The following is a 23,673-nucleotide window of genomic DNA, read 5'->3' on the forward strand; positions in this document are numbered from 1 at the left end:
TTATAATTTATACCTTCTTTGTGTATGGTAAACCCTTTGTGAAGCATGTTATTTTTTGTGATGTAGTAATTTATTGACAGCATAATACTCCCAATCTGCTCTATCTTTAATAAGGTCAACCAGGATATCTTTATGCCCGGCACCATAAATGACCAAAACTCTATCTGTTGGTTCAACAATTCTGTTAAGGTTAGTAAAGATCTTTAAATTTCTATCATACCATTTTGAAACCACATCGGTACCTATATAATTACCTTCCTTGCCAAAAGAAACCAGATGCTTTAGATAAAACGTTTGATTGTAATTTTTATCAAAGTCATTAGAATTAGCAAATTTTATAATGTCTAAAACAGAGCCTTTGGATATAGATTTCATATCATTTTGCATACTACCAATCAGTTTTTTAAATTCTGCTAATTGTATTTCCTGATTATTTTGTTTTGCATAAGCAATAACAGGAGCTGTATCAAATTCTGTATGTGCATCTATGGGATATAGTTTATCATGCCCCATTTGTTTTGCTAAAGGGTAAGCTATTTGAACAGTTTCGCTAGACATCCTCCATTTATCATCTTCACTTATTTCTTTTTCTAATACTCCATTTAGATACTTGGTATAATAAATCTGGCTCCATAAGGTCTCCCCTAATGACGATTCTATAGCAATCTTGGTTGGTTTAAACTTAGCAATCAAATCAATAAGTTCTTTTAATTCTGCCTGTCTTTTATCAGAATGAATATTACCCATATCCATATTTACTTCATCGGCTCCGGGGTTATGTAAATGTATCATACCCAAAATACTAATAACAGGTTTTTGATCTTGAGCATTACAAGGTAAACAGATAGTGAATACAGTAATTAAAATTGAAATGAGGTTACGCATAATAGTATTATTTTAAAATTATTAAATAGGTGTGTTGTAACCAGAGCTCAACGTAAGAAAATAACTATTCTCGATAGTCCTACTGAGCTTGTCGAAGTATCAGATCACTCGGATTGACGTCATTTTCTTACGTCGAACTCTGGTTTGTACTAATTTTTATTTGGTGTTACTCTCTTATCTAAGGGTAGAATGAGTTGATAATCATAACCATCAATTAAACTCTTAATCTTATGGTAATCACCATTTACTGGTAATGTTATACGTCCTTCTTGAATATCACTACGTATCGCTTCTAAATCAATGATAGTCCATTGATCCCGTTTTGCCAGGATCATAAAATCTCGAAGACGTTTATAGTAAGAAGCGTATTTTTCTAAGTAATCTTGTTCTTCTCCTTTTTCGTTACTATAATAACGGTGCCATGTATTTATGATAGTGGCTTTACTTCCTCCTTCTTCAGCAAGTTGAGTAACTAGATCTCCCAGGTCATAACAACCATTAGTTAAAATTTTTGAAGCGTGTAGATTTCCGAATTTTAGAAATACTTTAGGATTTGACTCTGTTAGTGATGCTTTTTTATACTGGGTTAAAAAATTATTACGCATATAACTTATTCGGTCTGCATGTGAATCTTCTCGCCAACGCGTATAAATATCCCAACTAATTTCTAAATCTTCAACTATCTTTTTGGTATTCTTATTTCCGCGAAAGTGATTTAAATACTGTTGCACTACAGGCTCTTTTTGGATTTCGTCAAAAAGCTTAATTTCTGCACCTGGTACATTATCTTTTGCATACCAAGAGGCAATTATTTTTGAAGCTTGTTCTTTTTCTGATTTGATGATTTCATAGTCAGGACTATCGGTAACAAAAGTGAGTAGCTCATCCATAAAATATAATGTAGACGAGTAGTATTCTTGATCAAGTCCCCAGATATTCATATCACGATCGCGAATAGCTTTTAGAAAATAAGCATCCTCAAGACCATCAAAGAAAGGGATTGGGATCTCATGAGCTTCTTCAAGAGCGTATTGTGTAGTAAACTCTTTAAGATTCTCTACTGTGGCTGATGGCGGTGTACTAAGTGCTATCAATTTTTTTGCTGAGTACGGGCCAACTTCAAAAGCAGTGTGATTAAATCCTGCTTTATGTAACATTGGGATGAGTCTTGTAATCAATTGCGAAGTAGCTTTTGAACCATGGCGTTCACCAAACATCACAAACTGCGATTTAGAAATAATACGTTCCAGCATTGCACGGCCTTCTCCAGCAATAGCCGTATCTGTAATTGTAAAATATCTAGTTTTTGTAGCGATATACGATGCATCTATAACAGGTGCCGGATTCGTCTTCTCAATTTTGACCTCAACACTATCCATGGGTTTCTCTTTACAAGAAAAGAATAGGATTATAATACTAAGTGCAATAAATGATTTCATTATTCTTCGGTTTTAAAGCAAAAAAAAACGATACGGGCTTAACAAATAACAGATTTACACCTATCCTGATATCTACCGGACAAAAGAGGGATAAAAGAACTATTTGATATTTGGTTGTATGGTTTACTGGTTTTGTATAAAGAAAAAGAGCATTGTAACCAGGAACGTATAAATTGAATATTCAAAATACTATTTTTGAATTATGATCGTATTCAAATACCGTTGGAGGTACCACACACTGCTTGGCATATTAATTATTATAATGGATTTATATGGAGATTATATCTACAAGCAAAAAAGTAGTTGGGCAGAATATTTTGATTACCCTATATACTTGTTTGGAATAACAATGTATATCACCTTCTTTAGTATTTATGTGATTAATTATAAAGTATTATGCCCACTTATGCTTTCGCGAAAGCGTATTGTACCATACTGTCTCGGTATAATTCTATTGGTGTTTCTATATGCGGGTATTCGCTATTTGCTAGAAGAAGTACTACTCTATTCTATTACCGGGTTGCATAATTATGGAGATAATTTTCGTCATTTTGGGTACTATGTATTTGATAACTCATACTATGCCTCAAAAAGTTTGTTGTTTAGTACTGCTATATATCTTTTCTTTCGATTCGTAGATCATAAAGAAGCGATTCATCAATTAAAAATTGAAAATAAAAAAGCAGAATTGAGCTTGCTTAAATCACAATTAGGACCGCATTTCCTTTTTAATACACTTAACAGTTTTTACTCAGAATTACTTATAGAGAGTCAGCCTAAAATCGCGGCAGACATTCATAGACTTTCGGATTTGTTACGTTTTGTGACTTATGAGACTCAGCAGGATAAAATACTTTTAAAAAAGGATCTTAAGTTTATTGCTGATTATATTTACTTTTTTCAAAAACGTTATGAGGATAATCTGGCAGTAGACTACCAGGTAAATGGAAGTGTCACAGATCAGGAGGTGCCCGCCATGCTATTGATTCATTTTATAGAAAATGTGTTTAAACATGGGATCGTTAATGACAAATCTGCTAAGGCAAATATTACAATAACCATCCTTCCGAGTGCTATTGAAATCAGTACTAAAAACAAAATTTCTACTTCAGAGAAATATGTAGAGCAAGGAATAGGATATTCAAGTATTCAAAAAAGGTTAACCGCTCTTTTTAAAAATGATTTCATACTATACCGTAAAGAAGAAAAACCTTATTTTGAAGCTTATTTAAAAATACCACTATGAATATATCATCATTGCGTTGTCTTATTGTAGATGATGAACCGCCAGCGATACGTTTGTTAGAAAATTATGTAGAAAAAATATCTTTTTTAGAGTGTGTTGCTAGTACCACAAAAGCTCTGGAAGCACTAAAACATATTGAAAGTGATGCTATTGATTTAGTTTTTTTGGATATTCAGATGCCGGATTTATCTGGTATTCAATTATCAAAAATCATCAAAGATAAAGTACAGATTATTTTTACTACAGCTTACCCACAATTTGCTATAGAAGGATATGATCTAAATGCAGTGGATTATTTATTAAAACCTTTTGAATTCGATCGTTTTTACCAAGCTGTTCTCAAGGTAAAGCAAAAAGAAGAGTTCTCTTCTAATAATGTATCTACAAAAGAATACGTATTTATAAAAACCGATGGTAAAAACAATTATGAAAAAGTATATCTAAATGATATCTTATATATAGAAGGACTAAAAAATTATGTCGCTGTTCATTTATCAAATAATCAAATCATTACATACAGTACCTTAAAACATATAGAAAGCACCCTCCCTTCTACTACCTTTATTAAGGTTCATAAATCATACATTGTTTCAATCAATCACATTATCAAGACAGATTCTCTGCATGTCTATATTCATGATAAGACATTACCAATAAGTGATACCTATCGCAAAGCTTTTTTTGAAATGATTAGCAAAAGAAAGTTATAAAGGATATCCATTGTACATTTTGATGTTTTTGAATTCCAAATTCGTTAATTCAAGTTCTTCGATCATAGGAAGAAGTGTATCGAGAATAGAATTTGGGATCAAAAAAGTTATTCTCGATAGTCTTGCTGAGCTTTCCGAAATACAATTTTTCTTCGTTTCACTATGAAAAACCACTCGAATTGACGCTTTTTTATAGTATTAGTTTTAAAATGCACAACGAGTTAAAGGATATTAGTTTATTTTAAATTTGTGTTGGTTTTCACATTAAATTAAGTTTTCAATAGAATTACTTTATTAATTTTGGGAAAAATTCAAAACGTATTCTAAATTATGAACACAAAAAATCTCTTTCTCTTCTTAGTATTACTTTCTGCAATTAATTTTTCTAATGCCCAGGATAACGGTGAAAATGAGTTAGGAGCCTGGTACATGTATTTTGGAACAAATCGTGTAAGTGATAAACTTAGTATTCATTCTGAAGCACAGTTTCGCTTTTATGAGGTTACTTCAAGTTTTAATCAATTATTACTAAGAACAGGATTGAATTATCATATCAGCGATAAAGCGATAGCTACCTTAGGATATGGATTTATTAGTACCGATGGTACATTTGAGGATACTCCTGGTGAAGAAAACACAAATGAGCATCGAATCTTTGAGCAGTTTATTTTGAAGAATACTGTAGGAAAATTTAAATTCGAGCATCGATACCGTCTCGAGCAACGATTTATCAGCACACAGAATGATGATTTCACCGAGCATAGAGCACGGTATCGTTTACAACTCACTTACCCAATTAATCAAAAATGGTTTCTAAATGCCTATGATGAAGTATTTATCAATCTTCAAGAACCAATTTTTGGTCAAAACAGATTATACGGCGCTGTAGGGTATAATGTAAAATCTAATTTTAGCATACAGCTGGGATATCTAAAAAATCATTTTACCGGCGTTAATTATGATCGATTACAGTTAGGAGTGATCTATAATACTGATTTTAGAAAAAAGGAAAAAAACTAATGCAGATTTCAAAAGATAATAACCCGGCATTATTACTTATAGATATCCAAAAAGGATTTGAAAATATAGCACATTGGGGTGGAGAACGTAACAATCCTGATGCAGAAACCAATATGGAAAAGCTCCTGGTGTTTTGGAGAACACATGATCTTCCTATATTTCACATCAAACATTGTTCTACTACTTCAAATTCTCCTCTGGCTAAAGGCAATATAGGTAATGAATTTATGGATTTTAATACTCCGCTAGTAAATGAGCCTGTTATCGAAAAGGATGTGAATAGTGCTTTTATAGGTACCAATCTTAAAGAACAATTAGAACAAAAAAATATAGATACTCTGGTTATTATAGGATTAACCACAGATCATTGTGTATCTACCACTACCAGAATGGCTGGTAATTTTGGATTTAAAACCTATTTGATAGAAGATGCTGTTGCCACTTTTAATAAAGTAGGTGCTAATGGCCAAAACTACGATGCACAATTAATTCATGATACGGCAATAGCTAGTCTAAAAGATGAATTTGCTACAATTGTATCAACACAAAAACTTTTAGATCAAGTATCTCATACTTAGATCAAAATTGTATCTAAACATGATCTTGAAAATAAGCATATCACTAGTAGCCTGATTAGCAGACATAGAAAAGGCTAAAACCATAAAAGATTTATTAATTTAGCTACTCATATAAAAGAAATATAGTTACTACGGTAACTTTATTTACTTATTGCTGATAATTTAAAAAATCAACTTCGAGAAATAATTGAACTAATGGATGAATCAATTTTGGAACTTCTTAAGAGAGCTGGAGAATTTTCAGAAAAAGAGTCTTTACTTCTCAGGCAAGAGCTTCAATATAGAAAACTTGAAAAAGATGATTTTTTATTAAAAAAAGGTGATACTTGCTCATCAGTTTACTTTGTGATTTCTGGTAGTCTTTATCAATATAATATTGACTCAGACCTCGATAAAAATTTTATTGACCTTTACGTTTCTAATGATTGGGTAATAAGCCATAAAAGTTTTACTTCCAGAACACCATCCAAGTATTCGATTCAAGCATTCGAAGAGAGTTCTGTCTATGAACTTTCAATAGAGTCTATGCACAAATTAATTGGATTATCACAAAGCTTTCTTCAAATGGGTAAAATATTAGAAGAGTCAACATCACGAATTGATTTTTTTGATAATAACAATACGCCTGATGAAAAATATAATTATCTACTTAAAAGTAAACCTAAGCTTATTCATAAGTTCCCTCAAAAAATAATAGCATCTTATCTGAAAATTACACCAGAAACGTTGAGTAGAGTAAGAAAAAGAATTAAGTGATTTATTTCTTGATTTCAATCAAGTGATAGTTTTCTTTGAACCGTTGATATTTGTCTTTCATACTAAATATCAATTCAATGAAAAATCATTTTTGCAAGAGTACAGGCATCTCACTTATTTCTGGAGCGCTATTAATTATTATAACAATGGTGTTACATCCAAGTGGTGGCAGTATTGAGCATATTATTAAAATTTCTAAAACAATTATGATTGCTCACTCATTAGCAATATTTAGTCTACCTATTATTTTATTTGGTTTTTATGGACTTACAATTTGTCTTTTAGATAAATGGAGACTTTCTATTCTGGCTTTTATCATCATCTCATTTGGATTAATTGCTGCAATGCTCGCAGCTCTATTTAACGGGCTCGTTTTACCCTATTTCCTCAATCAATATTCAAATAGATTAAATGACAATTTGGAAATATTGAAACCAATTACCAACTTCAGTTTTTCAATTAATATTCCGCTAGATTATATTTTTATTATCGCTTGCTGTATTGCAATACTTGTATATTCCGTTATAGTATTAATTGAAGATAAATTTCCAAAGTGGATTGGATTTTTGGGTATTTTCATTACACTCTTCGCAATCATTGGAGGATTAACGGGATTTGTATTTACGAGTTTAACAGGCTTTAGAATTTTCACTTTTAGTATTGCTGCTTGGATTTTATCTAGCGGTGTACATTTAATAAAACACAAACCTAGCAAATGAAATTATTGATATTTGGAGCATCTGGTTCAGGAACAACAACTTTAGGAAATGAAATCAAGAAAAGGACTGATTTTAAGCACTTGGATGTTGACGATTATTACTGGAAAAAAACCAATCCACCTTTTCAAGAAAAAATACCGTTGACTAAACGGAACGAAAATCTGAAAGTGGATTTCAACAATTTTACAAACGTGGTAGTTAGTGGTTCAATGGTAAGTTGGGGAAAAGAATGGGAATCTGCGTTTGATTTAGCCATTTTTATCCGATTGGAAAATACCGCACGGATGGAACGACTAAAAATTCGTGAAACCGAACGTTATGGAGAGAAACTTCAGACTGACAAAAAAATCCAGCAGAACTCAAAAGCATTCTTGGAATGGGCAAACCAATATGAAAATCCAAACTTTGATGGTCGTTCTTTAAAAGTTCATAACAATTGGATTGAAATGCTGGATTGTAAAATATTGAGGTTAAATGGAGAAGTTGAATTGAACTACAATGTGGAAAAAGTATTAACTGAAATAAAACTACTAGCAACAACGTAGAAAATTAATTGCTAGTGCAAGCTTATTAATGAAAATTCTTACAGATTTTCTATTTGATTTGTATTTGCTAAATTAGTTGCTAAAACATGCAACGAAATCATACACAAAACGTTAGACACAAGCTGAAAAACAAATGACCGAATACAAAAATCCATTCTCAGACAAAAAACATTACCACGAACATGCTGAATGGATTGATGAACATTTGGACAAGTTTTTCGATGAAAATCTAATAACTGTCTTTCACGAAATCCCGACATTGGATTTACATCTTGATGTTTATTTCATTAAACCAGAAAATGCTCAATTCAATATTCTTCTGACTTCTGGAATGAGTACTTTAAAAATGAACGTGTCGGAACAAGCAGAAAACCCAACTAAATTAGAATTTGCCGAATTAATGATGCTAATTCCAAAAGAAATTGAATTTGAGCAAGTTTACTCTGGCGAAAACAAAAATGATTGGATTATTTCGATTCTAAAACAAACAGCTAAATTTCCTCACTTTTACGATACTTGGATTGGAATTGGACATACAATACAAGCAAAAGAAGATATGACACCTTACAGTAATGAAACTGAATTTGTTGGAGCTTTAATTCTTCCGTCTGTGACTTTTGGTAAGGATTTTACGGAAATTAAAAAAGACGGTAGAAAAATAAATATTTACAATGTTCTTCCACTTTATAAAAATGAAATGGAATACAAAATAGAAAATGGATATAATAAGTTGTTGAACTTATTGATTAAGTCAAACGGAAAAGAAGTTTTGGATTTGAACAGGAAGAATCTAATCCCAAAGAAATCGTTTTGGAACAAAATTATTGGGAATTGAAAATAAAAAGCCAGTGCCTAACAATGTATATCCGCAATTACGGCGGATTCGACTACGCCTAAATTCACTTGGAATTGCTAAAGTCAGTATTTAATCCGAAAATAATCGCTAATTTAACCCTTAACTTATGGTTATACTAGACCGTTAGCACTAATCAATTCAAAATCAAATAAAAATGAAAGTTACGGCCGAAAAAAATGAAAAGGTTGCCAATATGATTTTTGCATCCATTTATCCACTTTACCTGAATAGATTGGTAAAAAATGGTAGAACAAAAGAAGAACTCAACCAAGTAATTAAATGGTTTACTGGTTTTGATCAAGATGCTTTACAAGCACTTATTGATGAAAAAGCAACTTTTAGAACATTTTTTCAAAAAGCTAAAATAACTCCAAACGCACACTTGATTAAAGGAGTCGTTTGTGGTTATCGAATTGAAGAAATAGAGGATAAATTTGAATTGTATAAACAATGTAGACGTATGGAGAAGCTGATTGATGAATTGGCAAGAGGTCGTAAAATAGAGAAAATTTTGCGTGAAGAAAAAAAGTAGAAACTGGTGCTAATAAAACCTAAATTGCATTTCAATGCAGTTTACCCGGAACGTTAGTGGTGATTACCAAAAGATGAAAATACCGAAAATAAAAGGAATAATTGACAGACGAATTCTTATCAACTATCAAGTTGACAAAGAAGTTTTGGAAAACTATTTACCAAAACCATTTAAACCTAAGCTGGTTAATGGAAAAGGCATTGCTGGAATATGCTTAATAAGACTAAAAGAAATTAGACCTAAAGGATTACCAAAACAAATTGGAATTTCCTCGGAAAACGGAGCTCACAGAATTGCGGTTGAATGGATAGAAGACGGGAAATTAAAAGAAGGTGTATATATTCCAAGAAGAGATACCTCTTCGAAATTAAACTCTTTGGCAGGAGGAACAATTTTTCCTGGAATTCATCACATTGCAGAATTTACTGTTAGTGAATCTGATGGAAATTATAATGTGGCGTTTATTAGTGATGACAAAACCTCTTTATCAATTGTGGCAAGAGAAACTAACAACTGGAATAAAAAAAGTGTATTTGAAAACTTGAAATGTGTTTCTGATTTTTTCGAGAATGGTTCAATTGGATATTCTCCAGACAAAAATGACTTTGACGGGTTAAAACTCAAAGCATATAACTGGAAAGTATCTCTATTAGATGTAAAAGAGGTTAAATCTAGTTTTTTTGAGAATCAAAACATTTTCCCAAAAGGTTCTCTGAAATTTGATAATGCACTTTTGATGAGGGATATTGAACACGAATGGATTGGATTGAAAAAAATAAAAACCACTAATACCATATAACAAAATATAGCTATCCTAACGAAACATAATCTGCTATATATTAATCCTTAGCCATAAGTCAAGAAATGAACCAACTATTAAAAAAACCACATCTGATTTTTTTACTTACAATTCCGATAATAATGTTAATTGGATTTTTGAGCAGAGGCGCAATATTCGATATAAATATTCACGATACTTATTATCTAATTGACTATTTTTATTTGGCTACGTTGATTTCTATTCTTTTTGGAATAATAGGGTTTGGATATTGGGTAATGCAAAAAGTGAATAGAAGACTTTCAAAATGGCTAAATTGGGCTCACATTGTACTCACTTTTGGTGGCATTATATTAGTGCCGATTTTTGCTCAACTTTATCAGAAAGAAATAATAGAATATAAATTCAATAATAATCTCACTTTAGTCATAACAATAATAATACTCCTCATGATTTTAGCACAAATCATTTTTCCGATTAATATAATTTATGGGCTAATAAAAAAGAATCGTAAAACCAGTGGCTAACAATAGATATCGTTCTTATGGTTTTATGCCACATCAAAATAGAAGTAATAACCAAAAGGTTGGATTTCGGTGGAATAACCCTTGAGAGGTTCCTCAACGAAATCATAGCTGAATCGCTAGCAATAATTTAAAAAAAACTAAGTCGATGGACAATATAAGTAGTATTATTAAAAAGGCGCAAGATGATTTATTTCCTGAGCTTGAGGCAAAAATTCGTTCAGAGTTGAAGCAGAAAGATAAAGGTTGGCTTATTGATCAGATTATTTACCTGACTTGTGAGCGTCACAGTTTGCATGCGCAAAAGGAAAATCTTGAAAATATGAGGAGGCGCTTGGCTCGAATTAGTAAAAAAGGCTATGATGATCAATCTGTGAAAGACTTTATTGATAAGTATCGAAAAATTCGGAGAGAGAATCTGGAGGAATCAGGTCTCCTTGCCAATCCACCGCACATGGGGATGGCTGCTATTGAATCTCGACAAAGATCTACAAAAGGAGAAGCTCTCCTCGAGGAAGCACGAGACATGCTCTATGCCATTTTATATGGTGATGAAGATATTAATGTTAATTTAACACGTGGACAGGAAGAGATTTTAACCATGATGTTACCTCGAGATAAATCAGATTCACTGTTTTTCCTAAAGGCAGTAACAGAAATGGATGCAGCTGGAACGTGGAAGGATCCTCAAGGAATATCAAATGATGATGAGACTGATAATATCGGGTTGCAGGTAGAATTTGGTGATAATGTAAAGGAGTCTACTGGAATTGCGGTGTTTATAGCATTGAACCTGATTAATCTTTTGCATATAAATGAACAAATTTTTTATGCGCGTATGGAAAAGATCGAGATGAGTTCATTACAATTGCTGTGATAAAAGACTAAATCACTATCCTTAAAGGAAAGTAAAAAAGTTATTCAATTTAAAAATTCATAGATATAAAAAACATAATTTGATCAAAGAAATCTAATTCTAACAAAACCTAAACTGCATTAAAACGCATTTTACCGGGAAATCATTATCATACACTTAAACGCAACCTATTCTTAAAAAAGGAATCTATATAAAAAACGAAAATGGGAAAATACTTTTTACTATCAATTTTTGGAGTATTGCTTTTAAGCTGTTCAAATGATGATGATTCCCAGAATACCGAATTTATCGGGAAAACTTTTGACCATCTTTTTTTTGAAACCGAACAAGAATGTATAGATGCTCAAACTGATCCTAATTTTTTTGTAAACTGCCATCAAGAATTAAGTTTTATCGATACCGAAAATGTAGAAATAATATTTACAGACATAAAGTATTCTTTCAATTATAAAATCGAGAATGGTAAAGTAGTAATACATTCATCATCAAACACATTGGGATTTCAAAATGATATTGTTTTTGAAATCCTAAACAATTCTTCTCTAAAACTCGTAGACAATAATACAATATGGAAACTACGGACAGGAAATTCTATTTGGAATTAAAAAAACGTATGCCAGGCACCAAGTATGATATCATAGCAGCTGAGTGACACCAGAACCTAGTATTTAACACAGTAACCAACCTAAGAAATGAAAACACTAAATATTCTATTATATTTTGCATTGATTCTGCTATTATCATGCAGCTCAAAAAAAAACAGTAAAACTAAGGTCATTACGTTGGTCGAAACATCTAAGAGTTGGAATGGTACGCCACTCCCAAAATACCTGGAGGGAAATCCTAAAGTAACCATTTTAAAAATAACTATTCCACCAAAAACAAGATTAGAAACTCATAAGCATTCAGAAATTAATGCAGGTGTTTTATTAAAAGGAGAATTAACCGTAATAAGTGAAAATAATGACACTTTATATCTAAAAGCTGGTGATCCAATTGTAGAATTAGTAAATACCTGGCATTATGGCGAAAATAATGGTACTGAACCTGCTGAGATAATTGTCTTCTATGCTGGGGTTGAGGGAACGCCAATTACTATTATTAAAGATGAAAACTAGTTACAAAATATCATTACAAATGATAACCTGTAAACCAATGAGTAGTAAAGGTTTTTCTATTTTATAAAAGGAATTAATATACAACGCTTTACAACAATTTGTATATTGCATATGCATCTGCCAGAGGCAGAAAGCGAACGCAATAGACAAGAGACGTTTTCTACAAACTTTACCAACCTCAAAATTAAAAATGCAAAATCTACTTCAAGAAATAAGTAACCGCTGTTTTTTAGACCCTGAATTGCAACAAAGAATTTTAAATGACTTTGAACTGAATAAGGTAATAAAAGGAGATAAAATATTGATACATGGCAATAAAGCCAATAACCTATATTTCATAGAAAAAGGGATTCTACACAGCTATTATCATCATCATGATGGTAAACAAATATCTTCATGGTTCTATATAGAAAATCAATTCATTACATCTTGGTACAGCTTTTATGCTCAAAAACAAAGTTTTGAAGAAATAGAATGCTTAGAAGATTGTGTTTTATATCAAATTAGTTTTGGCAATTATCAAAAACTAATAGCTGACTTCCCTGCTTTCGGTAATTTTGCTAGATTACTCGCTGAAGAAATGCTAACCTTCCTAGATGAGTTTTCTAAAGGCTGGGCTTTTCTAACGGCCAAAGAGAAATATCAATTGTTACTTTCATACTTTCCTGATATTGAATTGAGAGTAAAACTGGGGTACATTGCTTCTTTTTTAGGTATTTCGCAGGAAACATTGAGTAGATTACGTGCTCAAAAGTGATTTTTTGATGTAGATCAAAAAAAGGAATAATTACCTATCAGATATTTGTAATAAATAAAAAAATTATGAAAAATTCAACGTTGTTGGTTAGGAGTTTATTCTTGATCATTCTTATCGCAGGTAGCGCTCATTTGGTAACCTATGCATCTCAAAAAAACACAAAGAAGTTCAGCAAATCAGAAAATAAAGTTTTGTCCGATACTACTACCAAAAAGCATAAACGAGAATCGAAATCAGAAAGAAGCATAATAAACTTAGAAACTGATTATATCATTGGTAAATGGAAAGTAACTTATAACAGCAAAGAGTTTAAAGGTGCTATTGTATATGAAATAAAGAAAGAAGATAATATGTTTAACGCTTACATTTTGAAATATCAGGATGAAAACGGAAATAGTCAAAAGGCAGAAAGCATTAAAACCTTAGTTATTAAATCATTTGATGGATACCAAGGTAAAGGTCAATATTTAGTTATGTATAAAGGTGAGAAATACGATGTAGAATGTAACATTGATATGTTAGATAATAGCACCTTTAAATTGAGCTATGATTCTTATGGTTATGACGGTATAGAAATCTGGAAAAAGCAATAATCATGATTGAGTTTTTATCAAAAAAAATCAACTGGATCGATCTTGAATATTGGTTCTATATATTAAATGATTTAAGCTTACTATACGTAATCATACCGTTTTTCATTTTAGAATTGATACGCTATGCATATCAAAAACAGTTAAATAAAGATCTAATTTTAGATAGTATAGCCAATGTAATTACATTCGGAGCATTTTTTATAATTGAAATTATCCTTGGTATTTTAGCAGTTACCAAACTTTATTTTTGGATTTACCAAAACTTTAGTTTACCACATCTGGAACTTAATTGGGCAACTATTATATCCTGTGTTATTTTAGCCGATTTCGCCTATTATTGGGAACATCGTATGATGCACCGTATTGGTATTGGCTGGGCAACACACACCGTACATCATAGTTCACCACATTTTAATATGTCTGTAGCTTATCGCTTTGGCCCTTTTGATGCGATTCTTCCCATTTTGTTTTCACTACCGCTTGTACTATTAGGTTTTGATCCAATTTTAGTATTATTATCAGAAGTATTTGTACAAGTATTTCAGACGTTATTACATACCGAAATAGTTGGCAAATTAGTCAAGCCTGTAGAGTATATATTTAATACACCTTCGCATCACAGGGTACATCATGGTTCAAACCGGCAGTATTGGGACAAAAACTATGCAGGAATTTTTATTTTGTGGGATAGAATGCTTGGTACATTTGAACCAGAAAAAGAAAAAGTAGTTTACGGAATTTCAGAACCGTTAAACAGTGTAAATCCTATCAAGGTTTTCTTTCATGGTATTGTACGTTTCTTTAAAAAGCTAACACAAATTAAAGGCTTTAAAAATAAGTTACTAGCCTTTATAAAGCCGCCAGATTGGATACCTAAAGAGCAGGGAAAAGTTTAACCATTGAATAGTCTATATATGATATCAAACAATCCCTTTTTTGCAGATTTATCTACCTATTCACCTGAAAAAACAATTCCTTTCTATGAAAACGTTTTTCGATGGAAATATTACAAAAGGGATAATTATTACACTGCTTTTTTAGGTACTATCGAAGTTGTTGGTCTATATGAAACACCAGAAAAATTCAAACAAATGCGTATGCCTCATTTTTGGATGACATATATTAAAGTGGCATGTGTTGACGAAACTATTAACAAAGCCAAAATGTTTGGTGAAATTATAGAAATCGATTACGAAATAAAAAACTTTGGCAAGATTGCTTTAATTCGAGACCCGCAAGGAGCTGGTTTCACGATATACCAAGGTGATAAACTAAAAAATGTGCGTACAGAGAAGACAGCAAACACGATCATTTGGAATGAACTGCACGTTTTTGACTCAAGTAAAATTATTCCATTTTATCAAGGGGTTTTTAATTGGAAAATCATAAAAAATGAAAAAGGCTATTATAATGTCCTAAATGACAAACATGAACATATTGCTGATATAGTAGAAGTATTAGGCACATATATGGAAAAATACAAATATTGGATATGTACGTTTGGTGTAGAAGATTTATACAAAACCAAAAATCAAGTTTTGGAAAATGGTGGAAATCAAATCATAAGTGAAGGAAACCGTATTCTGTTTACAGATAACTCTAATGAAGCCTTTTTCTATCTTAAAGAGATTTAAAAATTATTGATAACGGTTAGTAACTAACCTTCTAATTATCAAAACCAAACCTATCGAAGGCATTTGATAATACAAACATAGAACTACTTCGACAGGCTTGGTATGATAAGAAATTTAGGATATTAGAAAAGGACATTATATTCTTATCGTATACCTTCTATCCTTAATTCTCCTTTAGCATTAGGAGTAACATCGAATAGAATCTGTTCTACCCCGTTTTTAGTTTCAACACCTAGAACTACTTCATTCTCATTTACCGCAATTTGTACGATCTTTCCTCCATTAAGATCTTCATGCAATTGTTTAAACATTGCTACATGTTTCTCTATAGAAAAAGAATTTTTGAATGTAGGTGTCATTCTATTTTCCATAAAAGACTTCCAGGTATTTTGATTATTTTGGTTTACTATTTTCATAAATTCATTTACTAATTGATCTGCCATTTCTCCTCTTATTGCTCCTTTTGATTGTTCTTTAACAGTAGGGTTGAAATCAGGTTTTAAAAGTATCCCTGCAATCTGAGAAGCAATATTTTCGAATTTTCGGTCTACCGCATTGGTCATCATAATAATGGTGATATCTTCATCAAGATAACGCCACATATCGGCAAAGAAAATACCATTACCTCCATTATGAGCAATCAATTCGGTATTACGAGGTGTAGGGAAAATAGCCCATCCATATCCATAATATGATCCTGCCCCCTCTCCTTCTTCAATATGTTTACCATAGTACTTGGTTTTTGCTGTAGCATCCAGAATTTTATCTCCTAGCATTGCCTGGTGCCATTTATACATATCTTGTGTGGTAGATAGTACTCCTCCATTTGCTTTTAAGTGCCAGTATGGCCCATCTACACCCCATTTTTTATCTATAGGCTTTCCCCAATGTTTATTCTTGCGATATCCAACTGCTATATCTTTAAACAAAGGTTTTTTATACCCGGTTTGATGCATCCCAGAAGGTTTCCACAAATGTTTCATTAAATACTCTTCGTAAGATATTCCCGAAACTTCCTCAATGATAATACCTAAGAAACTATACCCCACATTAGAATATGTAAACTTGGTTCCTGGTTTAAATAGCAATTTTCTTTTAAAAGCTTCTTTTATAAATTCTTGAGTAGAAATATTTTCATAATCATCTCCTATTGCTGATTGAAATCCAGAAGAATGTGTAAGTAACTGATGCAATGTGATATCCTTTTTATCATCGGGTATGTTAGAGATATATTTAGAGAGTTTGTCTTCTACGGATAATTTTCCCTGCATTTCTAATTTTAAAATAGCAGCCCCCGTAAATTGTTTGGTTATCGAACCTATATCGAAAACAGTTTCTGAGGTACTTTTGATTTTGTTTTCACGATTAGAATATCCATATCCTTTTTCCAACAGGACTTTTCCTTTTTGGGCTACCAAAACACTTCCAGAAAATCCTGATTTTTCTAATTCATTCAGGTAATTTGATAGTTTCTCTTTATTGGTTACAGTAGCATTACTAACTATTTCCTGTGCTACTGTTGGTTCTTCTTTACAAGATAGTAGAAGGCTTACCAATATTATTATTTTAAATACATGTTTCATCTGTTCTTTTTTAATGATTTTGAATACCAATATTAAAATGGTTATCAATAGTTTACAACAAAATGTTACTTAGGTAAAAACTAAGTTATCTATGTCAAAATCCAAGTTATTAATTGTATTCCTACCATAATCCTTTTGTTTTGTACCAAAAATCGAGAGTACAGCACTTTTACAAAAACGATTCAACAATTATCTATACTTTTGAATTGTGAGCATACCACAAATAACTTTACAACGATGGATTGAGGTGTTCCTGAATATTCTATTCTGGGTTGCCGCTGTTGCTATTTTATTATTAACCACAGAGGTAGGGATAGTTGAAAATACAGTAGAAGATGTAGATGGAGTTGTTGTACAGGAAACTATAGAAATGGGGATTTTTATTCTCCCAAATTTTATAGGAATGATTAGTATTATTCCTTTCTTTTATATCGTTACTTTTTACTTAACTCCAAGATACTATTCGTCTAAAAAGTACCTGGTTTTTTCTAGTTTACTTCTTTTAGGTCTAGCCGATCTTCTGTTAATTGAGTTGGGAGTTGTATACCTTCAGAATACGACGTTTCATACTATCATGATACGATTTTTTATATTTTATAATCTCTTTTTTATTATTGCTGCAGTGGTCTATGGAATGGTAAGACATCAACTAAAAATGGAAACGCATCAACAAGCTTTAGAAAAAGAAAAGATAAGTGCCGAATTACAATTGATGCAATCGCAGATCAATCCTCACTTTATGTTTAATGCATTAAACAACTTATTAGCGATATCAGAACGTTCAGAAAATGCAGAGACTTCTTCGGGGATAACAAAACTGTCGGATCTGTTGCGATTTATGATTTATGATACTCAAGCAGAACAAGTTTTACTTTCCAAAGAAATTGAATTTATAGAAAACTACATTGCGCTTCAAAAATTAAAATATAGTACAGAAGATCCTTTTGAAATTTCATTGATTACAGAAACAAATGATGAAGATCCAAAAATCGCACCTACACTATTAATTCCATTTGTCGAGAATGCGTTTAAACATGGTCTTGATATCCAGACCAAATCTTTTATTCATATCAAACTCGAGTTTAAAGATAACCTACTACATTTTGAAGTTAAAAACTCAAAACATCACCTTAAAAAAACCGAATTCGAAAAAAAATACTCTGGTATCGGTTTAGAAAATGTAAAAAAACGCTTAAATCTAATCTATCCAAATCAATATAATTTGGATATCAAAGATGATGAGCATATCTTTTATGTACTATTAAAAATTAATCTTACTATATGATTACCGCTGTAATTATAGATGATGAACCTAATGCTATAGAGTTATTACAAGGTTATATCAAAAAGTTATCTTTTGTAGAATGCATTCGTAGTTTTAGAAACCCTATCGAAGCATTGGTGTTTTTAAAAGAATGTGATGTAGATTTAATATTTCTAGATATCAATATGCCTCAATTATCTGGCATATCTTTTATAAAAACATTAGAAAACCCTCCTAAAATTATATTAACAACAGCATATTCTGAATATGCAGTAGAGAGTTATGAATATCAGGTTACTGATTATTTATTAAAACCCATTTCGTTTGAACGTTTTCTTAAAGCTGTACTTAAGATTAAGGACACTATTGAAGAACCAGAACCACAAAAAATAGCTAATGGTATCATTTATATAAAAAGTGGTCAACAACAATTTAAAACCAATATCGATGATATTTTATATCTTCAAAAAGATGGTAATTATATAAGTTACATTACTAAAGATAAAAATATTCTGGCCAGGCAATCGATTAAAAATGCTCTGGATGAACTAGGAAAAGGGTTTATACAGATTCATAAATCAACTATTATTAATGTAAGTCATATTTCGGCTTTTGATTCTAACTCGGTAACAATTAACAGTACTAAATTATCAATCGGGCAATCCTATAAAGTAGCTTTTCAAAACTATGTAAAGTCTACATAGATATAAATCATCATTGATATTCCTTCATCTCTAACTCTTTAACAATTCAAGATCTTTTATAGAAGTTTCTTTAGTTTAAAACTATAAAAGAGGTATATAGAATTCCTTTATTGTACAAAATAAGATAAGAGGTAATACTAAATTCTTACTTTTGGAAATAAGAACTATACCTTAAGACGTGGAAAAAATTATATCTAGTATAAAAAGTATGTATGCAGTAAGCGATGTTTCTATAGCATCTTTAACAAGTAAGATGACAAAACTACATCTTCCTAAAAAGCATGTACTCATTAAAAGCGGGGTTGTAGACAAGAATTACTATTTCATAGAAAAAGGGTTGACTCGTTCTTATTGTATTATTGATGGAGAAGAGGCTACGACATGGTTTAGTAAAGAAGGAGAATTAGCTTTTTCTATGTTAAGCTGTTATGAAAATAAACCGGGATTCGAATGTGTGGATTTATTAGAAGATTCTATTATATATGCTATTCCTGTACATGAATTAAACTTATTATACAAAACCAATATTGAAATTGCGAATTGGTCCAGAATAGCACATCAAAAAGCATTTCTCGATCTCGAATTACGTCATATTGCATTGGCTACACAGTCTGCCAAAGAACGTTATAATACTTTTACTAAAGAGAAATTTGATTTATTTAAACGTGTAAAGCTAGGCTATATCGCTTCTTTTCTGGGAGTTACTCAAGTTACTTTAAGTAGATTAAGAGCTAAACAACATTTTTTAACATAGGTAAAAAATATTCTTCTCAAACAAAGCTAATTTTGTACGGTCGTTATTTAACTTAAGAAAACATGCATATGACCGAAAAAGAAAAAATGCTGGCTGGTGAGTCCTATGATACCAGGGATCCCGAATTAATCAAAATGTATCATAAAGCTAGAAAATTAATGCAGGCATATAATACTCTGGATTCTACTGATACTGAAGGTAAAAAACAAACACTATCAGATTTATTAGGCCGTATTGGAGATGGTGCATGGATCGAACCACCTTTTTTTTGTGATTATGGAGTACATATTTCTGTGGGAGAAAACACAGTAATAAACACCAATTGTATGTTTATCGATGATAATACAATAACCATTGGAAAAAACGGGCTAATTGCGCCTTTTGTTCAGATATATACGGCAAAACATCCTGTAAAAGCCTCTGATAGAATACAAAAATCCGGTAATGCTCCCTTTACTACATTAACAAGCCCTGTACATATAGGAGATAATGTATGGATTGGTGGAAACAGTGTGATATTACCTGGAGTTACTATCGGTAATAATGTTACCATAGGAGCAGGTTCTGTAGTAACCAAAGACATTCCTGATAACACATTAGCTTTCGGAAATCCATGTGCAATTATAAAAACCATATAAAATGAACTTTTTACAATCTATACCAGAATCAATATTTGAAATCATCGGTTTTTCTATTGGTTTTTTTGTTTGCGTTATAACTGCCATTCAAATTATTAAAGAATATAAATCAAAGCAGTCGAGTAGTCTTTCACCAGGTTATGTTATGGGTTGGTTATTTGTGTATTCATTTTGGGCCATCTATGGACTTCGGTTTGAAGCAATTGCTTTATGGACAACCAATAGTCTTGCATTATTCTTACAAATAGGTTTATGTATCATAGTGTTTAAGAAAAATAAAAAAAATAAGTATGTCTAAAATAAAGATAGGGATCATAGGCTACGGCAATTGGGTCAAAGATGCTTATATACCAGCTCTTACATATGACGGAAGAGCAGATATTGTTGCCATTTCTGCAAAAAGTGATGGTACAATCGCAGCTATCAAATCACAATTTGGAAATACGATTGATGTATATAGTAATTATGAAGACTTATTAAATTCGCCCTCGATCGATGCCATAATGATTGCAGTTCCTGATGCTTTACATGGTAAAATTGTAATGGAAGCATTAGATTCTGGTAAGGCTATTTTTTATGAACCTCCTATTGGTCATACCAGAGATTTGATACCAAAAGTACTGGAAAAGTTGGTAAATGCTCCACAAATTACACATGCCGATCTAGAATTAGGACTTATTCCTGTTATAGCAGAAGCAGCTAAGCTTATAAAAAATGAAGTTATTGGAAAAATACAAACTGTGAGTATTGATTTAAGGTCTAATTGGGGACCTGAACCCGATCAGGATACAACAAATATCAATCGCTTATCACTCTGGTATGTTCATGTTCTTAATATTTTACTAAATGCTATACCAAAACGTGTTCTTATTATGGATGGCCATGGAACCAATGGAAGACGACAAAGCCGAAGTACTGGTCTTTTTGATTATAACGGTATTTGGGGTGAACTAAAAGTTAATATAGATAGTGTAGATAAACTGGTAATTACAATAGAGATTATTGGAAGTAAAGGAGATATCCAAATAGATATTTTAACGGGAGAACTAAAATTAAGAACTAAAGAAAGGTCTTTAGCAGAACATTTCCCTGCATTACAACCTTATGCAGACTGGCCCGGAATGAGAGAATCGATAACTCATTTTTTAAATGCTGTAGAAAGTGGAAATCCGAGTTTTGCAAATGCACATCTGGTTGCAGAATTACAAGCTATAGGAATGGCTTCTGAAGAGTCTAAAGATACCGGGAACTGGGCCGTGGTAAAAAGCATGATATCTGGGTAATATTCATATTTCTTTTTTAATCTTCTGAAGTAATTAAAAAATTAATTTGTAGTAGCATCGTGTTTCTTAACATCTTTATTAAGATATTCTGTTGGAGTCATCGAAGTTACTTTTTTAAACGCTCTGTAAAAACTGGTTTTACTACTAAACCCGCACTCTTCTCCAATAGCCTGAACGGATATTTTCTGTAGTGCTCCCGATTGCAGCATTTTTTTAGCCTTCTTAATACGATGATGATTAATAATTTCATAAAAGTTAGAACTCATTTTCTCACTCAATACCTGTGAGATATGGTGGGATGGTACATCAATAGTTTTTGACAAATCTGCAATTTTGAAGTTAGATATTAGATACCAATCTTCATTTTCAAAAAATGTCTGTATTTGTTGTTGTATCTCCAGCGATCGCATTTCAGATAATGGTGATGTTTTATATTTTTTCCCTTCCAACACAGGGAGAATTTGTTTTATATCCACAATCCAATATCCTAGTAATAATATAGTTATTGACATTAATCCAGAAAGAATAATCTCTGCAGTTATTGCTGAAGCTCCTGTAAGTAAAAAGCCTGTTTGCAATACGATTTCAGTAAAAGCTAAAATCGTTAACAATACACCAAATCGTTTCAATAATATACTATTCTTTTTATCTTTTTTATATATCATTACTAAGGTTGCCAACGCATAGATCAACAATAAAATCAAATGTAAACTTGCTTGTAACCAATCAGAAAAGGCTACTGCACCACCGGGTAAAATATCATAATAGTATTGTATAATTTCTTGCTTTTCTTCGGAACTCCCTAAATATCTGGGAAAAAGAAGTAATAACATCATTAAAAAAGGCAAAACATGAATACTATCTCTTTTCTTTAATCTAAAAGAAGAATCTCCATAACTCTTTACAAATAAATAAAAACAGGGGCCTACCAAAAATAACAATGGATATCCAATCCCCAACATATGCGGCCATTGCTTGATCAGTTGAGTCGTAAATAATAAATAGGTAAACAAATGTTGTATGAGACCAAAAAGAGCTATCGCCAGAAAATATCTCGATTGTTTAAGTGAAGTGCTTTTTAAAATAACCAAAACAACAAAACTACCAACGAGAATTACTCCTCCTAATAGAAAAGTAACTCCAAATGCAAAAGACTCTATACTATTCATATCATAAAAATAGTACTACTTAATTAAATGAAAAACTGAATTAGATAGAATATATAACAAATGAGTTTCAATTAATTAAGCGTTCCCTATTTTCAAGGCTTCTCGTGATTTTCTTAGGTACTTTTATGATGTAGAAACAATAAAAAAAATAGATATGATACGTAAAATTTTAAAAGGAATAGCACTATTCCTAGTACTCGATATTGTTATTATACTTGTATATGGTTTTGTTCAATATCCAAAAGCCAAAGGTGTACAACACTTTACCGCCGAACGAATCATTAATGCTCCCAAAGATCAGGTTTGGGAAGTAATTTCTGATGTGGGTAACTATCATAAAGTAACGGCCCCAAATATTAATCATGTCGAGATTGTTGAAGGAGAAGGTTTAGGGATGAAACGTGTTTGTAGCGCACCAGATGGAAGCAGTTGGGAAGAAACCTGTACATTATGGAATCCTGGTAAAGAGTTTCAGTTTGTTGTAAACACTCAAAAAGAAGATTACCCTTTTCCTTTAAAATCATTATCCGGTTCCTGGAAATTAGAAGCAATAAGTGCTATGCAAACCCGTCTTTTTCTAGATTTCTCATATGAATTCAAAAGCCCTTTCCTAAGTGGATATTTCTTATCCATGGGAACAGAACAAGCTGAAAAAGACACTGAGTTCTTATTAAATAACTGGCAGAAAATAGCAGAAAAATAAAATCAATA

The 23,673-nt window shown here is 31.7% G+C and carries 29 protein-coding genes; 25 read left to right on the forward strand and 4 right to left on the reverse strand.

All coding sequences use genetic code 11. The annotated features are described in order from the left end of the window. Positions 1-48: 48 nt before the first annotated feature. Entirely contained in the window at positions 49-885 is an 837-nt protein-coding gene (locus tag DG435_RS06015; RefSeq protein WP_106793486.1) for a DUF5694 domain-containing protein, read from the reverse strand. Positions 886-1,034: 149 nt separating this feature from the next. Beyond that, entirely contained in the window at positions 1,035-2,324 is a 1,290-nt protein-coding gene (locus DG435_RS06020) for a hypothetical protein (RefSeq protein WP_106793488.1), read from the reverse strand. 262 nt (positions 2,325-2,586) lie between these two features. On the opposite strand from DG435_RS06020, the gene DG435_RS06025 reads away from it, so the two are divergent. The 18 genes from DG435_RS06025 to DG435_RS06110 all read left to right on the forward strand — a co-directional run bounded on the left by DG435_RS06025 (position 2,587) and on the right by DG435_RS06110 (position 15,567). After that, on the forward strand, positions 2,587-3,570 hold the full coding sequence (locus DG435_RS06025; protein WP_159025644.1) for a sensor histidine kinase: 984 nt from the start codon (positions 2,587-2,589) through the stop codon (positions 3,568-3,570). Beyond that, positions 3,567-4,280: a LytTR family DNA-binding domain-containing protein gene (locus DG435_RS06030; protein ID WP_106793490.1), complete on the forward strand. Its 714-nt coding sequence runs from the start codon at positions 3,567-3,569 to the stop codon at positions 4,278-4,280. Before DG435_RS06025 ends, DG435_RS06030 begins: the two co-directional genes overlap by 4 nt. Positions 4,281-4,610: 330 nt before the next feature. Continuing rightward, positions 4,611-5,300: a DUF2490 domain-containing protein gene (locus tag DG435_RS06035; protein WP_106793492.1), complete on the forward strand. Its 690-nt coding sequence runs from the start codon at positions 4,611-4,613 to the stop codon at positions 5,298-5,300. Next, positions 5,300-5,878, forward strand: a complete 579-nt coding sequence (locus DG435_RS06040; protein WP_106793494.1) for a cysteine hydrolase family protein — start codon at positions 5,300-5,302, stop codon at positions 5,876-5,878. Before DG435_RS06035 ends, DG435_RS06040 begins: the two co-directional genes overlap by 1 nt. 195 nt (positions 5,879-6,073) lie before the next feature. Next, on the forward strand, positions 6,074-6,634 hold the full coding sequence (locus DG435_RS06045; protein ID WP_106793495.1) for a Crp/Fnr family transcriptional regulator: 561 nt from the start codon (positions 6,074-6,076) through the stop codon (positions 6,632-6,634). Positions 6,635-6,711: 77 nt separating this feature from the next. Next, positions 6,712-7,353 carry a hypothetical protein gene (locus DG435_RS06050; RefSeq protein ID WP_108840570.1) on the forward strand — a complete coding sequence of 214 codons (642 nt, stop codon included), beginning with the start codon at positions 6,712-6,714 and terminating at the stop codon, positions 7,351-7,353. Beyond that, positions 7,350-7,898: an AAA family ATPase gene (locus tag DG435_RS06055; protein ID WP_106793358.1), complete on the forward strand. Its 549-nt coding sequence runs from the start codon at positions 7,350-7,352 to the stop codon at positions 7,896-7,898. The genes DG435_RS06050 and DG435_RS06055 overlap by 4 nt, the downstream gene beginning before the upstream one ends. 133 nt (positions 7,899-8,031) lie before the next feature. Continuing rightward, on the forward strand, positions 8,032-8,733 hold the full coding sequence (locus DG435_RS06060) for a suppressor of fused domain protein (RefSeq protein ID WP_106793357.1): 702 nt from the start codon (positions 8,032-8,034) through the stop codon (positions 8,731-8,733). Between the two features lie 175 nt (positions 8,734-8,908). Further along, positions 8,909-9,286, forward strand: coding sequence for a DUF2200 domain-containing protein (locus tag DG435_RS06065; RefSeq protein ID WP_106793356.1), 378 nt, complete (start codon positions 8,909-8,911; stop codon positions 9,284-9,286). Between the two features lie 73 nt (positions 9,287-9,359). After that, positions 9,360-10,085 carry a DUF2071 domain-containing protein gene (locus DG435_RS06070; RefSeq protein ID WP_106793355.1) on the forward strand — a complete coding sequence of 242 codons (726 nt, stop codon included), beginning with the start codon at positions 9,360-9,362 and terminating at the stop codon, positions 10,083-10,085. 65 nt (positions 10,086-10,150) lie between these two features. Beyond that, entirely contained in the window at positions 10,151-10,591 is a 441-nt protein-coding gene (locus DG435_RS06075) for a hypothetical protein (protein WP_106793354.1), read from the forward strand. Between the two features lie 145 nt (positions 10,592-10,736). Beyond that, complete coding sequence (locus tag DG435_RS06080; protein ID WP_106793353.1) at positions 10,737-11,465, forward strand: hypothetical protein; 729 nt, start codon at positions 10,737-10,739, stop codon at positions 11,463-11,465. A 203-nt stretch (positions 11,466-11,668) separates the two neighbouring features. Continuing rightward, positions 11,669-12,070 (forward strand): hypothetical protein, encoded by a 402-nt coding sequence (locus tag DG435_RS06085; protein WP_106793352.1) that lies wholly within the window; start codon positions 11,669-11,671, stop codon positions 12,068-12,070. Positions 12,071-12,157: 87 nt separating this feature from the next. Then, positions 12,158-12,583 (forward strand): cupin domain-containing protein, encoded by a 426-nt coding sequence (locus DG435_RS06090; RefSeq protein ID WP_106793351.1) that lies wholly within the window; start codon positions 12,158-12,160, stop codon positions 12,581-12,583. A gap of 190 nt (positions 12,584-12,773) precedes the next feature. Next, positions 12,774-13,340, forward strand: a complete 567-nt coding sequence (locus DG435_RS06095; protein WP_106793350.1) for a Crp/Fnr family transcriptional regulator — start codon at positions 12,774-12,776, stop codon at positions 13,338-13,340. A gap of 65 nt (positions 13,341-13,405) precedes the next feature. After that, entirely contained in the window at positions 13,406-13,933 is a 528-nt protein-coding gene (locus DG435_RS06100; protein ID WP_106793349.1) for a hypothetical protein, read from the forward strand. A gap of 2 nt (positions 13,934-13,935) precedes the next feature. After that, positions 13,936-14,829 carry a sterol desaturase family protein gene (locus DG435_RS06105; RefSeq protein ID WP_106793348.1) on the forward strand — a complete coding sequence of 298 codons (894 nt, stop codon included), beginning with the start codon at positions 13,936-13,938 and terminating at the stop codon, positions 14,827-14,829. Between the two features lie 18 nt (positions 14,830-14,847). Continuing rightward, the gene (locus DG435_RS06110) at positions 14,848-15,567 is read left to right on the forward strand and encodes a VOC family protein (protein WP_106793347.1); all 720 of its coding nucleotides are present in this window, start codon (positions 14,848-14,850) and stop codon (positions 15,565-15,567) included. Between the two features lie 143 nt (positions 15,568-15,710). Here the strand turns inward: DG435_RS06110 and DG435_RS06115 are convergent, their stop codons facing one another. Continuing rightward, positions 15,711-17,150: a serine hydrolase gene (locus DG435_RS06115; RefSeq protein WP_159025639.1), complete on the reverse strand. Its 1,440-nt coding sequence runs from the start codon at positions 17,148-17,150 to the stop codon at positions 15,711-15,713. Between the two features lie 208 nt (positions 17,151-17,358). On the opposite strand from DG435_RS06115, the gene DG435_RS06120 reads away from it, so the two are divergent. From DG435_RS06120 to DG435_RS06145, 6 genes are all read left to right on the forward strand, one after another. Then, positions 17,359-18,435, forward strand: a complete 1,077-nt coding sequence (locus tag DG435_RS06120; protein ID WP_106793345.1) for a sensor histidine kinase — start codon at positions 17,359-17,361, stop codon at positions 18,433-18,435. After that, the gene (locus DG435_RS06125) at positions 18,432-19,118 is read left to right on the forward strand and encodes a LytTR family DNA-binding domain-containing protein (RefSeq protein WP_106793344.1); all 687 of its coding nucleotides are present in this window, start codon (positions 18,432-18,434) and stop codon (positions 19,116-19,118) included. Before DG435_RS06120 ends, DG435_RS06125 begins: the two co-directional genes overlap by 4 nt. Positions 19,119-19,296: 178 nt before the next feature. Beyond that, positions 19,297-19,872, forward strand: coding sequence for a Crp/Fnr family transcriptional regulator (locus DG435_RS06130; RefSeq protein WP_199852707.1), 576 nt, complete (start codon positions 19,297-19,299; stop codon positions 19,870-19,872). Between the two features lie 68 nt (positions 19,873-19,940). After that, positions 19,941-20,510 (forward strand): sugar O-acetyltransferase, encoded by a 570-nt coding sequence (locus tag DG435_RS06135; RefSeq protein ID WP_106793343.1) that lies wholly within the window; start codon positions 19,941-19,943, stop codon positions 20,508-20,510. Between the two features lies 1 nt (position 20,511). Beyond that, the gene (locus DG435_RS06140; protein WP_106793342.1) at positions 20,512-20,808 is read left to right on the forward strand and encodes a SemiSWEET family transporter; all 297 of its coding nucleotides are present in this window, start codon (positions 20,512-20,514) and stop codon (positions 20,806-20,808) included. Further along, positions 20,801-21,793: a Gfo/Idh/MocA family protein gene (locus DG435_RS06145; protein ID WP_106793341.1), complete on the forward strand. Its 993-nt coding sequence runs from the start codon at positions 20,801-20,803 to the stop codon at positions 21,791-21,793. Before DG435_RS06140 ends, DG435_RS06145 begins: the two co-directional genes overlap by 8 nt. 41 nt (positions 21,794-21,834) lie before the next feature. On the opposite strand, the gene DG435_RS06150 is transcribed toward DG435_RS06145, so the two are convergent. Then, positions 21,835-22,962 (reverse strand): AraC family transcriptional regulator, encoded by a 1,128-nt coding sequence (locus DG435_RS06150; protein WP_106793340.1) that lies wholly within the window; start codon positions 22,960-22,962, stop codon positions 21,835-21,837. 154 nt (positions 22,963-23,116) lie between these two features. On the opposite strand from DG435_RS06150, the gene DG435_RS06155 reads away from it, so the two are divergent. Further along, positions 23,117-23,665 carry a type II toxin-antitoxin system RatA family toxin gene (locus DG435_RS06155; protein ID WP_106793339.1) on the forward strand — a complete coding sequence of 183 codons (549 nt, stop codon included), beginning with the start codon at positions 23,117-23,119 and terminating at the stop codon, positions 23,663-23,665. The last annotated feature ends 8 nt before the right edge of the window (positions 23,666-23,673 follow it).

This window comes from Aquimarina sp. Aq78 (assembly GCF_900299525.1).
Lineage (GTDB): Bacteria > Bacteroidota > Bacteroidia > Flavobacteriales > Flavobacteriaceae > Aquimarina.

Excerpts from the sequence above, each read along its gene's own strand:
- DG435_RS06015 (WP_106793486.1), bottom strand. The coding sequence starts at position 885 with ATGCGTAACCTCATTTCAATTTTAATTACTGTATTCACTATCTGTTTA.
- DG435_RS06020 (WP_106793488.1), bottom strand. The coding sequence starts at position 2,324 with ATGAAATCATTTATTGCACTTAGTATTATAATCCTATTCTTTTCTTGT.
- DG435_RS06025 (WP_159025644.1), top strand. The coding sequence starts at position 2,587 with ATGGATTTATATGGAGATTATATCTACAAGCAAAAAAGTAGTTGGGCA.
- DG435_RS06030 (WP_106793490.1), top strand. The coding sequence starts at position 3,567 with ATGAATATATCATCATTGCGTTGTCTTATTGTAGATGATGAACCGCCA.
- DG435_RS06035 (WP_106793492.1), top strand. The coding sequence starts at position 4,611 with ATGAACACAAAAAATCTCTTTCTCTTCTTAGTATTACTTTCTGCAATT.
- DG435_RS06040 (WP_106793494.1), top strand. The coding sequence starts at position 5,300 with ATGCAGATTTCAAAAGATAATAACCCGGCATTATTACTTATAGATATC.
- DG435_RS06045 (WP_106793495.1), top strand. The coding sequence starts at position 6,074 with ATGGATGAATCAATTTTGGAACTTCTTAAGAGAGCTGGAGAATTTTCA.
- DG435_RS06050 (WP_108840570.1), top strand. The coding sequence starts at position 6,712 with ATGAAAAATCATTTTTGCAAGAGTACAGGCATCTCACTTATTTCTGGA.
- DG435_RS06055 (WP_106793358.1), top strand. The coding sequence starts at position 7,350 with ATGAAATTATTGATATTTGGAGCATCTGGTTCAGGAACAACAACTTTA.
- DG435_RS06060 (WP_106793357.1), top strand. The coding sequence starts at position 8,032 with ATGACCGAATACAAAAATCCATTCTCAGACAAAAAACATTACCACGAA.
- DG435_RS06065 (WP_106793356.1), top strand. The coding sequence starts at position 8,909 with ATGAAAGTTACGGCCGAAAAAAATGAAAAGGTTGCCAATATGATTTTT.
- DG435_RS06070 (WP_106793355.1), top strand. The coding sequence starts at position 9,360 with ATGAAAATACCGAAAATAAAAGGAATAATTGACAGACGAATTCTTATC.
- DG435_RS06075 (WP_106793354.1), top strand. The coding sequence starts at position 10,151 with ATGAACCAACTATTAAAAAAACCACATCTGATTTTTTTACTTACAATT.
- DG435_RS06080 (WP_106793353.1), top strand. The coding sequence starts at position 10,737 with ATGGACAATATAAGTAGTATTATTAAAAAGGCGCAAGATGATTTATTT.
- DG435_RS06085 (WP_106793352.1), top strand. The coding sequence starts at position 11,669 with ATGGGAAAATACTTTTTACTATCAATTTTTGGAGTATTGCTTTTAAGC.
- DG435_RS06090 (WP_106793351.1), top strand. The coding sequence starts at position 12,158 with ATGAAAACACTAAATATTCTATTATATTTTGCATTGATTCTGCTATTA.
- DG435_RS06095 (WP_106793350.1), top strand. The coding sequence starts at position 12,774 with ATGCAAAATCTACTTCAAGAAATAAGTAACCGCTGTTTTTTAGACCCT.
- DG435_RS06100 (WP_106793349.1), top strand. The coding sequence starts at position 13,406 with ATGAAAAATTCAACGTTGTTGGTTAGGAGTTTATTCTTGATCATTCTT.
- DG435_RS06105 (WP_106793348.1), top strand. The coding sequence starts at position 13,936 with ATGATTGAGTTTTTATCAAAAAAAATCAACTGGATCGATCTTGAATAT.
- DG435_RS06110 (WP_106793347.1), top strand. The coding sequence starts at position 14,848 with ATGATATCAAACAATCCCTTTTTTGCAGATTTATCTACCTATTCACCT.
- DG435_RS06115 (WP_159025639.1), bottom strand. The coding sequence starts at position 17,150 with ATGAAACATGTATTTAAAATAATAATATTGGTAAGCCTTCTACTATCT.
- DG435_RS06125 (WP_106793344.1), top strand. The coding sequence starts at position 18,432 with ATGATTACCGCTGTAATTATAGATGATGAACCTAATGCTATAGAGTTA.
- DG435_RS06135 (WP_106793343.1), top strand. The coding sequence starts at position 19,941 with ATGACCGAAAAAGAAAAAATGCTGGCTGGTGAGTCCTATGATACCAGG.
- DG435_RS06140 (WP_106793342.1), top strand. The coding sequence starts at position 20,512 with ATGAACTTTTTACAATCTATACCAGAATCAATATTTGAAATCATCGGT.
- DG435_RS06145 (WP_106793341.1), top strand. The coding sequence starts at position 20,801 with ATGTCTAAAATAAAGATAGGGATCATAGGCTACGGCAATTGGGTCAAA.
- DG435_RS06150 (WP_106793340.1), bottom strand. The coding sequence starts at position 22,962 with ATGAATAGTATAGAGTCTTTTGCATTTGGAGTTACTTTTCTATTAGGA.
- DG435_RS06155 (WP_106793339.1), top strand. The coding sequence starts at position 23,117 with ATGATACGTAAAATTTTAAAAGGAATAGCACTATTCCTAGTACTCGAT.